The following is a 13,937-nucleotide window of genomic DNA, read 5'->3' as shown; positions in this document are numbered from 1 at the left end:
CATTTGTAAATGAGAGAAATACTTATATTATTAAGGTATTAATTTGTTAAAAATAACTAAACTTAATATATAAGAGTACGATAATAAAAGAAGAAAGATGAGAAAGATAAGATTGTGGAGGTAAAAGAAATATGAGTATTAATAGAATTAATGCACATTCTGCAGTGAATATATATAATTCTAATAAAAACATTAATAAAGTTGAAAAAGCTAATAAAGTTGAAACAAGAGATAGAATAGAGATTTCAGCACTTGGAAAATCTATAAAAGATTACTCTTTGGAAAATAATATAGATAATGCTAAAAAAGTAGCAGAAATTAAAGAAAAGATACAAAATGGTACTTATAAAATAGATTCTAAATTAACTGCAAAGAGTATATTAGAAGCTATAAAGGAGAATAAAAAATAGATAATGATAAACAAACTAACAGAGATAATAGAAAATGAAGAAAATGCATTAAGAGAATTATTGGGTCTGTTTGAAGTACAATATAAAATGATAATGGAAAAAGATGTGTTTGGATTAGAAGGATTAGTTGACAAGTTGAATGAATGTAATAAAAAAATAGCTGGTGAAGAAGTAAAAAGAAGACAACTAATCGGAAAACAAAGTATCAAAGATATATTAAACACAGCTAATGATGAAAAATTGTATAAATCATATGATAAAATTCAAAAAACATTGAAAGATTTAACATTTCAAAAAGAAACTAATGAAATGCTATTAAAACAACAAATAATGTTTAATAATCAAATGTTAAACATTATGAACCCTAATAGGGAAATGAAGACTTATAACTCTTATGGTAATTTGAGAAGATAATACTCAAAAGAGTGTAAGTCTTTTTAATTATAGCTTATATTTTAGTAAGATGTTTATATATGCCACTTTACATATGGGATATATAAACATATATTCAAAATATAGATAATTAAAAACATGGATGGGGAATAAAAAAGACATGGATGTAGGAATTTTGAAAGGTAGGAATATGAATGGCAGGATTATTTGATACATTTAATGTGGGAAAAAGAGGGTTAAATGTACAACAAGGAGCAATAAATACAACGTCTCATAATATTGCAAATGCAAATACGGTTGGATTTTCAAGACAAAGGGCAGTAGCAACAACTACAAGACCTTTTGGAGGAATGTCTAGATTTGATACGTGTACAGTAGGACAAGTTGGTACAGGAGCAGAAATTTCATCAATAGAAAGAATAAGAGATTCTTTTATTGATTTTCAAGTAAGACATGAAAAGGGTAAGCTTGGAAATTATGATGTTCAAGATAAATTTTTATACAGCGTAGAAAACATATTTGGAGAACCTTCTGATTCAGGAATACAAGAATTATTAGGAGAATTTTTTGATTCATTCCAAGAATTATCTAAAAAGCCACATGATTCATCAACTAAAACCATAGCACTTCAAAAAGCATCATCATTATCAGATGCATTAAATAATACTTATACGCAACTTAATAAACAATTAGGTGATGCGCAAGAATTATTACAAGTTAATATTAAGGATGTAAATAATTATTTAGATCAAATAAATGAACTAAATAAGCAAATAGCAAGTGTATGTGCGGTTGGTCAAAAACCTAACGATTTAATGGATGCAAGAGACAATCTTTTAGATGAGTTAAGTTATAAATTTGGAATAACAGTTGATAGAAAAGAAAAAGAAGCTATAGATTTAAAATTAGAAGGATATCAAAATGATAAAAATCCTGTTAACAATTTAGTTAATTCAAGCCCAACAGATGAAAGATACACTAGATTTTCTTATGTTAAGAATGCCGAAGTAGAAAAGGATGCTGCTGGAAAGGTTACAGTTAAATTACAGTATCATCCACTAGGAAATTTAAATGCTAAAGAGCAAACTGTTACAATTGAGTGTGCAGACGAAACTGAAGCAAAGAAAATTGCAGAATCTTTAACTCAAAATAGAGTATTAACAGCGGATAAAGATGGAAATGTTACTGTAAGAGAAAAAGGTGCTGAAATTACCCCTCCAACTATACCACCGACATATAAATACAATACAAAAACTTTAAAAGATGGAGAAACTATAAAACAAAAAGACTTAGATATAAATACGGGGATATTACAAACTCATAAATTAGATGTTGATGTTAATACTGTAGATAATAAACATATAAAAGGTGATATAGCAGGTAATCAAGGTGTACAAGATACTATAAAGGGATATATGGCTGATTTAGATAGAATTGCTGTAGGACTTGCTTATTCTGTTAATGCAATTCAAACAGGAAGTAAAACACCAACTGACAAGTATGAACTTATCTTTACTAACAATGCAGATGTAACAGGGTTGACTGGCGTAGCTAAAAATGAGGCATTAGAAAAAAACATAAGTGCCAAAAATATAACGATTAATAAAGATGTATTAAAAAATGTATCACTATTAAATGCTTCAAGTAAAGATGAGGCTGGTGAAGGTAATGGTGATAGAGCACTTGCAATTGCGAGTCTTAGAACTGTAAAGATGAATTTATCTAATTCTAAGGATATAAAAAGTAGAGATGATTTCTTTAATAATACAAAGGTAAACTTTGATGATGGAATAAATATGATAAGTAGTGCACAAGGTTCTACAATTAATGCTTATTATAAAGAAATAATAAATACATTAGGTGTAAATGCAGAGACTGCAAGTAGAAATGTAAGTGGTCAAGGTAAAATATTAAAAGACTTAGAAATGCAAAGATTATCAACATCAGGAGTTTCATTAGATGAAGAAATGACTAATTTAATACAATTTCAACATGCATATAGTGCAAATGCTAAAATAATTTCAACAGTAGATGAGCTACTTGAGGTTGTTATAAATGGACTTAAGAGATAGTTGGGTGTATATGAATTTATAAAATTTTAAAAGTCTGATGAAAGCTAGAACTTTAGAAATTTAGTTGAGAATTGAGAGTGGAAAGTGGAGAGGTAAGGAAAAGATTCGTTATTGAAATTTTGAAATATATATTATTAGAAAGTCTTTAAGACTTTCAACCAAAACTCTCAACTCTCAATTATCCACTCTCAACTAAAACGTATGGAGTAGCTACTTTTTATATATGAACGTATTTTAAATGAAAAAAATGAAAAGAAGTATATTTATATTAAGAAATAGGAGGCGAAGATTATGAGAATAACTACAAGTATGTTAGCTTCAAATTACAAAAGTAATATGACAACAAACTTGAATCATATACAAAAAATTCAAAATCAATTATCATCAGGTAAAGAAATAAGTAGACCATCAGATAATCCATATAAAGTTTCAAGAACAATGCAAATGTATACGGAAATTGGAGCTAATAAACAATACAACGAAAATATTAAAGATATCTCAAATTGGTTAGATACAACAGATACTTCATTAAATCAAATGGGAAATGTATTTGCAAGGGTGAGAGAACTTTTAGTTACAGCTGGTAATGGTGGATATGGTCCTGATGAAAAAAAAGCCATACAAGATGAAATTAAAGAAAGAGTTAATGAAATGGGTCAAATATTAAATACTAACTTTGATGGAGTATATATATTTGGAGGAACTAAAAGTACATCTAAGCCTATAATGGTAAATTCTAATGGTGAATTATGTTATGCTGATAAGGATGGAAATGCTGTAAGTAAGACTACAGATGGAGTGAAAATAGAACTTACAAATCAAATTAAGAGTGATGACAACACAAAAGTTATTAAAAACATGGAAAAGAAAGGCGACAATATAGAAATAACAATTATAAATAATACAGATCCTGCAAATCCTAAAGAAGAACATTTAGCACCAGTTAAAATTACTGCAGCTGATGGTAAACCACTTGAAGGAAATGATTTGGAAAATGCATTTAAAGCAGTATTAGATTCAAACGGTTTTTCTTCTAATCAGAGTTTAAGTAGTGCAGTATCTATGGTGCCATCTTTTGATGCATTAGATCAAATAGGATCAGATTTAAATGTTGAAGTTTCTCAAGGTGTTTTAATTAATTATAATAAGAATGCAGTTGATATTTTAGAAGGCAATGGAACTAATGTTATGAATACATTAAATAAAATTATAACAAATCTTGGAGCTGGTGGAGATAAGTCTAAAATAACTGGTGAATGTCTTGGCGAAGTTGATGATATAATTAAAAATTTACTTCAAAATAGATCAGAAGTTGGAGCTATGCAAAATAGAATGGAATCTGCTCAAGACAAGAATGAATCAGAAAATTTAGATATGACAGATATTTTATCAAAAACTGAAGATATTGATTTTACGGAAAAAATGATACAGTATTCAATAATGCAAACAGTATATATGGCAGCACTTCAAACTAGTGCTAAAATACTTCCGGCAACGATATTAGACTATTTATAAAATAGGAGGAATAAACTATGGTATTTGTTTCTAAGGTACAAGGAAATATAGAATATGAAGAAAAAGATAAAATTACTTTAAGAAAAGGAATTTTAGGATTTGAAAATTTGAAAGAATATATTTTAGTTGATTTAAAAGAATGCGAACCTTTTAAATTACTTCAATCTTTAGAAGATGAAAATACAGGCTTTATTGTAGTGTCTCCTTTTGAATTTTTTAATGATTATGAAATTAAGTTAAGTGATGAAGAAATTAATAAATTAGATGTAAAAAATCAAAATGATATTATTTTATTAACTACTGTAACATTAAATTCTGATCCAAAAAAAATTACTACAAACTTAAAGGCACCTATAATTATAAATATTTCTAATAATTTAGGGGAACAAATAATACTAGATAACTTAGATTATAAAATAAAACATCTTTTAATAGAGGAGTGATAATATGTTGATTATTACAAGAAAAAAAGATGAGTCTTTAATGATTGGTGAGGATATTGAAATTACAGTATTAAAGCTAGAAGATGGAAGTGTTAAGCTTGGAATAAATGCACCAAAGGAAACAACTATATTAAGAAAAGAATTATATGAAGCTGTTAAAGAAGAAAATAAAAAAGCTGTGAGTATAGATGTAAATTTATTAAAAGGATTAAAGAAGTAATTTTTTTAGCTTTGTTTTAATAGCGTGTTGATATATCCATAGGTAAAGTAGAATGAATAATTGAACTTAGGAATACTAAAAATGAGTATAGTCGAATTACAATGACACTTTATTTATTAAATATATTTAAAAGAAATTATTAAAAAATTAAATAGGTATTGAGGGTGAATAAAAATGAATATTAATCATATAGGACAAGTTAATATTATTAACAATGATATTGAAGGTGCTACATCAGAATTTAAAAATGCAAACAATGATGTACAGATAAAACAAGTAGAAAAATCTGATTCCTTAGATAATGATTACAGCAAAGAAGAATTAGATAAATCACTTAAAAAATTAAATAAATTTTTAGAAGATGATAAAGCACATGCAGAGTATTCTGTACATAAGGATTTAAAAGCTATAATGATAAAGATAGTAGATGATGCTACCAAAGAAGTGATTTTGGAAATTCCTCCAAAGAAAATACTAGATATGGTTGCAAGTATGTGCAAGCAATTTGGATTATTAGATAAGAAAGCTTAATTATCTTAGGGGGGATTGAGATGGAATTTAGGCTTAATAAGGTTGACACTGATATTAGAGATAAATTAAAAGAAGAAATTAAGACTGATAAGATACATGGAAATAATCATATAAGTATAAAGAAAGATTTAAAAGAAGACGAAAATAAAGATAAGGGTCATAAAGAAACAGAAGATAAAAATAAAAAATCCCCAAAGAAATACATTACAATTGAGGGAATAAGGTGTAATGTAAAAAACTTATATGTAAAAGTAGAAAAAGTAGAAAATTTAAATGAAACAAACTCTAAAGGTAGATTTTTAGATATAGAGAAGTAGGAGGAAAAATCAATGTATTCTAATGGATATACTGCTTATAAAACTAATAGTGTTAATTATGCATCAAAGGATCAATTATTATTAATGTTAGTTGATGGTGCAGTTAAGTTTTCTAAAATAGCGAGACAAGCTATAATTGATAATGATGTAAAGAAATCACATGAAAATATAGTAAAAACAGAAGATATATTTACTGAGCTTAGAGCATCAATTGATACAAATGCTGGGGAATGGGCAGTAAATATGTTTAATATTTATGGATTCATAAATGAAAAACTTTTTGAGGTAAACTTAAAAAAAGATGTTAAAACAATGGATGAAGTTATACCTCTTATTGAAGAAGTAAGAGACATATGGCATGAAGCTGAAAAGAAATCTAAAAGAGCATAATAAAAAAAGGAGTGAAGTGAAATGAGAATTACAGGACTTGCAACAGGCCTTGATATGGATGAAATAATCAAGAATTCCATGAAACCTTATAGAATAAAAGTAGATCAAATGACACAAAAGAAAGATGTTGTTGAGATAAAACAAAAATTATATAGGGATGTTATAAAAGACAATAGGGACTTTTTTAATAAACATTTAGATATAGCTAAAAGTGATAGCTTATTAAAAGCATCAAATTGGGCGTCAGTTAGCTTTTCATCAAGTGATGAAAACGCAGTAACTGCAAAAGCAAGTGGTGGAGCTATAAAAGATAATTATACAGTTAGTGTAGAACAATTGGCTTCTAAAGCATCAACTACTTTAAAAGATGGTGCAACTGTACCTTCTACTGGAAAACAAATATTAGAAACTAGTGCGGGAAAAGTTGAATTTGAAGTTGTAACAGGTAAAACACTTAAAGAAAATGCTGAAGCCACAATAGCTAAATTTAATGAAGCAATAGAAAAATTTAAAAACGATAATTCAGGATTGACTTCTGAACAATTAAAATCTTTAAATATTACTGCTAAATATAGTGAAATTAGTAAGGGAATAGTTTTTGAGGCTAAGGATTTTGGACAAGACGGTTTTACAGTTACTAATTCTACAGGAGCTGCAGTAGATACACAACTTAAGGCAACAATAACAAATAGTAAAGGTGAACCTTACAATGTAATCAATGTTAAGGGTAATACAGTAACAGTAGATGGAGTTACCTTTAATTTTAATGAAGTAACAAAAACATTTAAAAAGAATCCAGATGGAACTTTAGAAATAGATACAGTTACTAAAAATCCTATAGTAGAAAGTGATAAGCCTGTTAAATTGACAGGAAAAACTGATGCGAAAGAATTAAAGGACAAGATTGTAGCATTTGTAAATGATTATAATAAGCTTATAGAAAAAATGAATACAACTGTGAGTATTAAGCATGATAGAAGTTATAATCCTCTTACAGCTGATCAAAAGAAGGATATGTCAGAAACAGAAGTTAAGCTTTGGAATGAAAGAGTTGAAAAAGGTCAATTATATAAAGATTCTGATGTTACAAGAATAGCTAATGATATGAAAGATTCTATGAGAACTTTAATGGAAGGTAGTGGATTAAAACTTGAAAAGATAGGAATAAAGCCTGTAAAGGATTATTCAGGAGATTTAAATGGAACATTTACAATAGATGAGGATGTACTTAAAACAGCTTTAGAAAATAATACAGAAGATGTTATGAATTTATTTATTACACCATCTCCAACTGAAGAAGAATTAGCAGGGTTATCATCTAAAGAGATAACAAAAAGAAAAAATCAAACAGGTATATTATTTAAGTTAAAAGATACCATAGATGTGGAGTTTAGAAAAAGTACTAGTTCTCCTCTTTTAAAGAAGGCTGGTTTTGAAGGGACTTCTACATTTTCGACTAATGAACTTAGTAAGAACATAACAAATTATGAAAAGAAGATAAAAGATATGGAAAAGAGTTTTTCAAGAAGAGAACAAGCATTATATTCTAAATATGCTACTCTTGAAAAAATGATGAATAAACTTAATTCACAACAATCTAATTTAATGTCACAGTTGGGAATGAACTAAAAATATGAATATAGATATTTTTAATGAGTATAGAGAAATAACTTTAGAAATAATAAATTCAATAAAAAATGATAAAGAAGACATTTCTTTATTTGAAAAAAGAGATAATGCTATTAAAAAGATTTTAGCTTTAGATTTAGATAAAAGTGAAATAAAAAAAATATATTCAAAAGAGAAATTAGATGTATTAGACAAAGAGTTAGAAAATATTTTAAAAGAAAAAATGTTATCTGTTAAAGAAGAAATACAGGAAATAGCTGTTAAAAAACAAGCCAATTTAGGCTATGCTAATGTTAATAGAGGAAGCAACTTTTTTTCAAAAAGGGTTTAGTGCTAAATAAAAAATTCTGTTTAGTAACTTATTGGTGTATGCATAAGCAAAGGTGGTCAGAATAATTAAATAAAAGAAAGGGTGAAATATTTATGGATATAGGAGCAATGTCAATTTCTATGAATCAAGGAACTTTAAAAACTGCAGTTCAATTATCTGTTTTAAAGCTTGGGATGAATTCAGAAAAACAAGTTGCTGATCAAATGACAGAAATGATGGATAAGATGGCTGTTGAACCTGGAAAAGGAATAAATTTAGATAAAATAGTTTAAAATATGTTAAGTATTATAATTTACGTGCGATATAATATGTAGTAAGATTTAGTTTGCTTTTGAAAGTGTTAAATAATTTATAAAAATATTTTATTAAAAACTATAAAGTGAATAATAGGTCAAACGATATAATAAATATAAACATTTAATAAAACAAATAAGTTTTAAATATTAAAGTCAAAAGCTTTAATTTTAAATAAATAAAAAATTAAGGACATGGATGTCCAGTTAAATTCAAGGAGGAATTTATTATGATTATTAATCACAATATGAACGCTATGAACGCTCATAGACAAATGACAGGAAACACAAGTACAGCAGGAAAATCAATGGAAAAATTAAGCTCAGGTTTAAGAATAAACAGAGCTGGAGATGATGCAGCAGGTCTTGCAATCTCTGAAAAAATGAGAGGACAAATTAGAGGATTAGATCAAGCTGGAAGAAACTCACAAGATTCTATATCAATGATTCAAACAGCTGAAGGTGCTTTAAATGAAACTCACTCAATTCTTCAAAGAATGAGAGAATTATCAGTTCAATCATCAAATGATACTAACAATGATACTGACAGAAAAGCTATTCAAGAAGAAGTTAACCAATTAGCAGATGAAATCGATAGAATCGGTAATACAACAGAATTCAATACTAAGAAACTTTTAAATGGTGATGTTGTTGGAGTTAATGGTAAAGTTGATGGAACAGTAACAGTTAATAATAATAGTTCTGTTGGTAATATACAAATTGGTACAGATGCTGCTACTGTGACTGCATTAAAAGATGCTACACAAATTAATGGCGCTGTAAGTATAACTAAAACAGGAGTTGGCGCTAGCGGAACTGCACAATATGAATTCCGTAATAATTCAGGAGCGAAATTAGATGCTACTAACATTACAATAGCAGCTGATGGAATCACAATAAGCGGTACTGCTGGAATAACTAGTGGAGATATTAAATTTGACGCAACAGGTATAGGAACTAATATGAAAGTTGGAGAAAGTATTACATTAGTATTCAATAAGACAGAAGCAGAAACTACTGATGGAAGTCACTCAATAACAGCTCAAATTGGTGCTAATTCAGGTCAAACTATGCAAATTGGTATTGGCGATATGAGAGCAAAAGCTTTAGGATTAAAAGCTAATGATGGAACTGCTCTTAAGGTTGATGATAAGTATTCAGCAAATGCTGCTATATCAACAGTTCAAAATGCACTTGAAAAAGTTTCATCTCAAAGATCAAAACTTGGTGCTGTTCAAAATAGACTTGAACATACAATTAATAATTTAGGAACAGCTAGTGAAAACTTACAAGCATCAGAATCAAGAATTAGAGACGTTGACATGGCTAAGGAAATGATGAATTTCTCTAAAAATAATATTCTTAGTCAAGCTGCACAAGCAATGCTTTCACAAGCTAATCAACAACCACAAGGTGTTTTACAATTATTAAGATAATTATAAAAGCCAGTAATAATATCAAAAAGCCAGCTTTTAGCTGGCTTTTTTTGAAATAACATATAATTGAAGGGATTACTGTTTATGAATAAGATTTATAAAAAAAATATGCAATATTTAAAAGAACTTAATTTAGATCTTTATAATAAAATATCCGAAGTAGACATAAATACGGTAGAAGTAATAAAAGCTAAAGATAATAGTGATACATTAATTAAAAAGAATGGAAATGGATATATATCAATACATAGTAGGTATAATACTAAAACACAAGCTAGAACTATATGTGAATATGCATTAAATGATAACAGCGATATTATATTTATAATAGGTATGGGGCTAGGTTATGAAACAAGAGAAATAGTGAAAAATAGTAATGGTAAAAGATGTTTTATCATTGAACCAGATAGTGAAATTTTTAAAGTGGCTCTAAACAGTATAGATATAAAAACTATTTTTAATAATAATAATAATATTCATTTTATGTTGGGTGATAACGGTGAAGATATAAGTAATTTTTTTTATAATCTAGTACAAAGTGAAAAGACAGTAAATGTTAAATTCGTTATTTTGCCAGCATATGAAATTTTATATAGTGAATTAATTATAAAGTTAATAAAGGATATGAGAAAAATTTTAAATCTTCATAGGGTAAATATTCACACAAAACTTAGTTCTCATAGACCATGGCTTCAAAGCTATATAATAAATTTAAAATATTTAAAGGAAACATGTCCTATAACAAAATTACATTCTAAATTTGAAAACATACCTGCTATAATAGTAGGCGCAGGTCCATCTTTAAATTACAATTTAGAACATTTAAAGAAAGTTTGTAATAAAGCAATAATTGCCCCGGTTGGAACAGGAGTAAAAGTTTTAGATAATAACAATATTAAAGGACATTTATTAGGTGCTATAGATACTTGGATTTCAGAGGAAAAATTATTTAAAAATTTAAAATTAAACAAAGACTCAGCACTTATGTATTCGACTATGGTATGTCATACTGTACCTGATTTATTTAATAGAAATAAATTTTTAATGAATACAACAGTAATGGATCAGTTTATAAGTGATAAACTGTTATGGGAAAAGTATAATTTGTTTTCAGGACCTTCCGTAGCAAATTCTATTGTTTATAATTTAGCAAGACTAGGATGTAATCCTATAATATTATTAGGACAAGATTATTGTTTTAGTAATGGCAAAAATTATGCTGATAGTGCAGATGATTTTAAAGATATGAGTAGCGAATTTGAAAAAGATGGATATATAAAAACTAAAAATGCAAAAGGCGAAGATGTATATACAGATCCTGCATTTTTAGCTACTAGACAATCAGTTGAATTTTGCATAAGACTAAATTCAAATATTAAATTTTTAAATGGAAATTCTTTAGGTTTAAATATCGAGGGAGCAGAAAATATAGATTTTAATGAGTATGTAGATAATATACTTAGTAAGAGCAAAGAATATAATATAGAAAGTATAATTGATGAGTGTTATAAAGAACATGTATTAAATACAGACAATGATTTAATAGATGAATTTATAAAAGTTGTTGGACGTGATATAGATAATGTTATAAAAATATGTAAAGATTTAATAAGAATATTAGAGAGTAGTTCAAGTGAAAAATATAAACTAGATTATTTAAAGGAAAAACAAAAAGAATTTAATGAAATTGAATTATACAAATATATAATAAGAGATGTAGTAGAGAGTGCAGAACATATATATTCTAAAAAAAATAAAATAGAAAAAGAATTAAGTATATATTGTTATACACTAGATAAACTTCTAATAATGGAAAATGCATATAGATATGAAATCCTTAAAGGAGAAAGTGATGAGTATTAATAGTGAATTAAAGACAAAAATTACTTCTGTAGTAAATAATATAGATGAATGTTGGGAAAAATTAATAACAAATCAACTTGATGAAGCAATGAAAATTTTGGATAAAATATTTATAGATTTTGATTATATTATAAATGTTTCAACTAAAGAAAATATAGCTATTGATATCCAAAAGATTTATAGTTGGTTTGTTGAAATGGAAAAATGTTTAAAAGCTAAGGATTATACATTACAAGCAGATATTTTGAAATATGAAATAAAGCCAATTATTAATAAAGTTGTAATTAGTGTTAAATAATTTAATAATGTATAATATTTATTCTAATAAAATTATTCGTAAAATGGAGATGATAGAAATGTATAAGGACAAAGGAAAAATAGTTGCTACAATAGAAGCAAGAATGACATCTTCAAGACTTCCAGGAAAAGTTCTCATGGAATATTGCGGCAAACCTAATTTACAGCATATTGTAGAAAGATTAAAAAGAAGCAAAGTGATAGATGATGTAATAGTGGCTACAACCGTTAATAAGGAAGACAATTCAATTGTAGAGCTTTGCAAAGAAATAGGATGTAAATATTATAGAGGTAGTGAAGATGATGTTCTTTTAAGAGTATTAGAAAGTGCAAAATCTGTTAATGCAGATATAATTGTTGAAATTACAGGTGACTGTCCTATGATAGATTGGAGACATGTAGATAAACTTCTTGAAATATTTTTTTCTGGAGAGTATGATTATGCATCCAATATTTTGAAAAGAACATTTCCAAGAGGTTTCGATACTCAAGTTTTTCCTGTTGGAATTTTAGAAAAGGTTAATAAACTTACTAAAAATCCAGTTGATCACGAGCACGTATCTCTTTATATTTATACGAATCCAGAAAAATTCAGGCTAATAAATTGGGAAGCAGAAGAAAAGATGAATTATCCAGAATTTGAAATTACCCTAGATACAAAAGAAGATTATGAATTTATAAAACAGATTTATGAAATATTATATACTAAAGATTCAGATTTTTCAGCACAAGATGTAGTTGAATTATTAATTAAAAATTCTGAAATGATAAAACAATTAGAAAATACGCATAGAAAAAACCCGTTTAGGGAGCAGAAAGAGTGGCAAGAAAAACATGGGGAAAAAGTATAATGTTTTAATTGTGGGAGCAGGAAATATAGGAGCATTTTTTGATAATCCATCTTCAGAAAATATACTTACACATGCACATGCTTTTTTAAAGATAGAAGGATTTAATCTTTTAGGGTTTGTGGAAACTTCAAAAAAGAAGGGCGAAGAAGCAGCGAAGTTATGGAAGGTTAATTATTTTTCAACAATTGAAGAGGCATTTAGTGAAAATGATATTGATGTAGTATCAATATGCGTACCAGATAATTATCATTATAGTATACTGAAAAAAATATCAAATTTCCCAATAAAATTAGTTTTTTGTGAAAAACCTTTAGTTAAAAATATAAATGAGGCAAACGAAATAATTAGAATATATAAAGAAAAAAATATAAGATGTTTAGTAAATTATTCAAGAAGATTTGTAGCTGAATTTAGTATATTAAAAGATAGCATTTTGGAAGGGAACTATGGAAAATTTCTATGTGGAAGTGGATATTATGGTAAAGGAGTTTTACATAATGGATCACATTTAATAGATTTACTAAGATATTTAATTGGAGAAATAAAGGATTTTAAAGTTATAAACCATAGTTATGATTTTTATGATGATGATCCAAGTGTATCTGCTGTTTTGAATTTTGAAAATGGTGGCGATTTTGTTATGCAAAATATACCATATTATAATTACACTATTTTTGAATTAGAATTATTATTTGAAAAGAAGAGAATAAAGATAATTGATTCTGGATTTAAAATTCAAGAGTATAGTGTGTCAGATAGTAAAGTTTTTAGTGGATATAAAAATTTATTTAAAGAAAAAGAATATGAAACTGAATTAAATAAGGCTATGTTAAATGCAGTTACAAATATATATAATAATTTGATATATAATGAAAAATTAAACTGTGTTTTAGAAGATGGATATAAGGATATGGAGATTTGTGAAAGATTAAAGGTGATGAATTAA

Annotated in this window: 17 protein-coding genes; all 17 read left to right on the top strand. The window is 27.1% G+C overall.

What is annotated here, in order from left to right:
* Positions 1-131: 131 nt before the first annotated feature.
* The 17 genes from flgM to RGC78_RS03510 all read left to right on the top strand — a co-directional run bounded on the left by flgM (position 132) and on the right by RGC78_RS03510 (position 13,937).
* Positions 132-410, top strand: a complete 279-nt coding sequence (flgM, locus tag RGC78_RS03590; RefSeq protein WP_252212682.1) for a flagellar biosynthesis anti-sigma factor FlgM — start codon at positions 132-134, stop codon at positions 408-410.
* A gap of 3 nt (positions 411-413) precedes the next feature.
* Positions 414-824 carry a flagellar protein FlgN gene (locus RGC78_RS03585; RefSeq protein WP_252212681.1) on the top strand — a complete coding sequence of 137 codons (411 nt, stop codon included), beginning with the start codon at positions 414-416 and terminating at the stop codon, positions 822-824.
* 173 nt (positions 825-997) lie between these two features.
* Complete coding sequence (gene flgK, locus RGC78_RS03580) at positions 998-2,875, top strand: flagellar hook-associated protein FlgK (protein WP_252212680.1); 1,878 nt, start codon at positions 998-1,000, stop codon at positions 2,873-2,875.
* Between the two features lie 291 nt (positions 2,876-3,166).
* Complete coding sequence (flgL, locus tag RGC78_RS03575) at positions 3,167-4,390, top strand: flagellar hook-associated protein FlgL (RefSeq protein ID WP_252212679.1); 1,224 nt, start codon at positions 3,167-3,169, stop codon at positions 4,388-4,390.
* A 17-nt stretch (positions 4,391-4,407) separates the two neighbouring features.
* A complete protein-coding gene (gene fliW / locus RGC78_RS03570; RefSeq protein ID WP_252224749.1) occupies positions 4,408-4,833 on the top strand; it encodes a flagellar assembly protein FliW in 426 nt (141 codons plus the stop codon).
* Between the two features lie 4 nt (positions 4,834-4,837).
* A complete protein-coding gene (gene csrA, locus RGC78_RS03565) occupies positions 4,838-5,053 on the top strand; it encodes a carbon storage regulator CsrA (RefSeq protein WP_252212677.1) in 216 nt (71 codons plus the stop codon).
* Between the two features lie 174 nt (positions 5,054-5,227).
* Positions 5,228-5,584 (top strand): flagellar protein FlaG, encoded by a 357-nt coding sequence (locus tag RGC78_RS03560; RefSeq protein ID WP_252212676.1) that lies wholly within the window; start codon positions 5,228-5,230, stop codon positions 5,582-5,584.
* 20 nt (positions 5,585-5,604) lie between these two features.
* The gene (locus tag RGC78_RS03555) at positions 5,605-5,901 is read left to right on the top strand and encodes a hypothetical protein (RefSeq protein WP_252212675.1); all 297 of its coding nucleotides are present in this window, start codon (positions 5,605-5,607) and stop codon (positions 5,899-5,901) included.
* Positions 5,902-5,913: 12 nt separating this feature from the next.
* Complete coding sequence (gene fliS / locus RGC78_RS03550; protein WP_309556058.1) at positions 5,914-6,291, top strand: flagellar export chaperone FliS; 378 nt, start codon at positions 5,914-5,916, stop codon at positions 6,289-6,291.
* Between the two features lie 21 nt (positions 6,292-6,312).
* The gene (fliD, locus tag RGC78_RS03545) at positions 6,313-7,920 is read left to right on the top strand and encodes a flagellar filament capping protein FliD (protein WP_309556057.1); all 1,608 of its coding nucleotides are present in this window, start codon (positions 6,313-6,315) and stop codon (positions 7,918-7,920) included.
* Positions 7,921-7,924: 4 nt separating this feature from the next.
* Entirely contained in the window at positions 7,925-8,251 is a 327-nt protein-coding gene (locus RGC78_RS03540) for a flagellar protein FliT (protein WP_252212672.1), read from the top strand.
* Positions 8,252-8,343: 92 nt separating this feature from the next.
* Positions 8,344-8,523: a YjfB family protein gene (locus RGC78_RS03535; protein ID WP_252212671.1), complete on the top strand. Its 180-nt coding sequence runs from the start codon at positions 8,344-8,346 to the stop codon at positions 8,521-8,523.
* A gap of 251 nt (positions 8,524-8,774) precedes the next feature.
* Positions 8,775-9,980: a flagellin N-terminal helical domain-containing protein gene (locus RGC78_RS03530; protein ID WP_252224762.1), complete on the top strand. Its 1,206-nt coding sequence runs from the start codon at positions 8,775-8,777 to the stop codon at positions 9,978-9,980.
* An 84-nt stretch (positions 9,981-10,064) separates the two neighbouring features.
* Complete coding sequence (locus RGC78_RS03525) at positions 10,065-11,843, top strand: motility associated factor glycosyltransferase family protein (protein ID WP_252224766.1); 1,779 nt, start codon at positions 10,065-10,067, stop codon at positions 11,841-11,843.
* Positions 11,833-12,141: a DUF8042 domain-containing protein gene (locus RGC78_RS03520; RefSeq protein ID WP_309556055.1), complete on the top strand. Its 309-nt coding sequence runs from the start codon at positions 11,833-11,835 to the stop codon at positions 12,139-12,141. Before RGC78_RS03525 ends, RGC78_RS03520 begins: the two co-directional genes overlap by 11 nt.
* A 58-nt stretch (positions 12,142-12,199) precedes the next feature.
* A complete protein-coding gene (locus RGC78_RS03515; RefSeq protein WP_252224777.1) occupies positions 12,200-12,991 on the top strand; it encodes a glycosyltransferase family protein in 792 nt (263 codons plus the stop codon).
* On the top strand, positions 12,975-13,937 hold the full coding sequence (locus RGC78_RS03510) for a Gfo/Idh/MocA family protein (RefSeq protein ID WP_252224786.1): 963 nt from the start codon (positions 12,975-12,977) through the stop codon (positions 13,935-13,937). Before RGC78_RS03515 ends, RGC78_RS03510 begins: the two co-directional genes overlap by 17 nt.

Origin of the sequence: Clostridium aquiflavi (assembly GCF_031344075.1) — a bacterium.
GTDB classification, from domain to species: domain Bacteria; phylum Bacillota; class Clostridia; order Clostridiales; family Clostridiaceae; genus Clostridium; species Clostridium aquiflavi.
This window is presented reverse-complemented; position numbering and strand designations above follow the sequence as displayed.

Coding starts and splice junctions, on each gene's coding strand:
- flgM (WP_252212682.1), top strand. CDS start 132: ATGAGTATTAATAGAATTAATGCACATTCTGCAGTGAATATATATAAT.
- RGC78_RS03585 (WP_252212681.1), top strand. CDS start 414: ATGATAAACAAACTAACAGAGATAATAGAAAATGAAGAAAATGCATTA.
- flgK (WP_252212680.1), top strand. CDS start 998: ATGGCAGGATTATTTGATACATTTAATGTGGGAAAAAGAGGGTTAAAT.
- flgL (WP_252212679.1), top strand. CDS start 3,167: ATGAGAATAACTACAAGTATGTTAGCTTCAAATTACAAAAGTAATATG.
- fliW (WP_252224749.1), top strand. CDS start 4,408: ATGGTATTTGTTTCTAAGGTACAAGGAAATATAGAATATGAAGAAAAA.
- csrA (WP_252212677.1), top strand. CDS start 4,838: ATGTTGATTATTACAAGAAAAAAAGATGAGTCTTTAATGATTGGTGAG.
- RGC78_RS03560 (WP_252212676.1), top strand. CDS start 5,228: ATGAATATTAATCATATAGGACAAGTTAATATTATTAACAATGATATT.
- RGC78_RS03555 (WP_252212675.1), top strand. CDS start 5,605: ATGGAATTTAGGCTTAATAAGGTTGACACTGATATTAGAGATAAATTA.
- fliS (WP_309556058.1), top strand. CDS start 5,914: ATGTATTCTAATGGATATACTGCTTATAAAACTAATAGTGTTAATTAT.
- fliD (WP_309556057.1), top strand. CDS start 6,313: ATGAGAATTACAGGACTTGCAACAGGCCTTGATATGGATGAAATAATC.
- RGC78_RS03540 (WP_252212672.1), top strand. CDS start 7,925: ATGAATATAGATATTTTTAATGAGTATAGAGAAATAACTTTAGAAATA.
- RGC78_RS03535 (WP_252212671.1), top strand. CDS start 8,344: ATGGATATAGGAGCAATGTCAATTTCTATGAATCAAGGAACTTTAAAA.
- RGC78_RS03530 (WP_252224762.1), top strand. CDS start 8,775: ATGATTATTAATCACAATATGAACGCTATGAACGCTCATAGACAAATG.
- RGC78_RS03525 (WP_252224766.1), top strand. CDS start 10,065: ATGAATAAGATTTATAAAAAAAATATGCAATATTTAAAAGAACTTAAT.
- RGC78_RS03520 (WP_309556055.1), top strand. CDS start 11,833: ATGAGTATTAATAGTGAATTAAAGACAAAAATTACTTCTGTAGTAAAT.
- RGC78_RS03515 (WP_252224777.1), top strand. CDS start 12,200: ATGTATAAGGACAAAGGAAAAATAGTTGCTACAATAGAAGCAAGAATG.
- RGC78_RS03510 (WP_252224786.1), top strand. CDS start 12,975: ATGGGGAAAAAGTATAATGTTTTAATTGTGGGAGCAGGAAATATAGGA.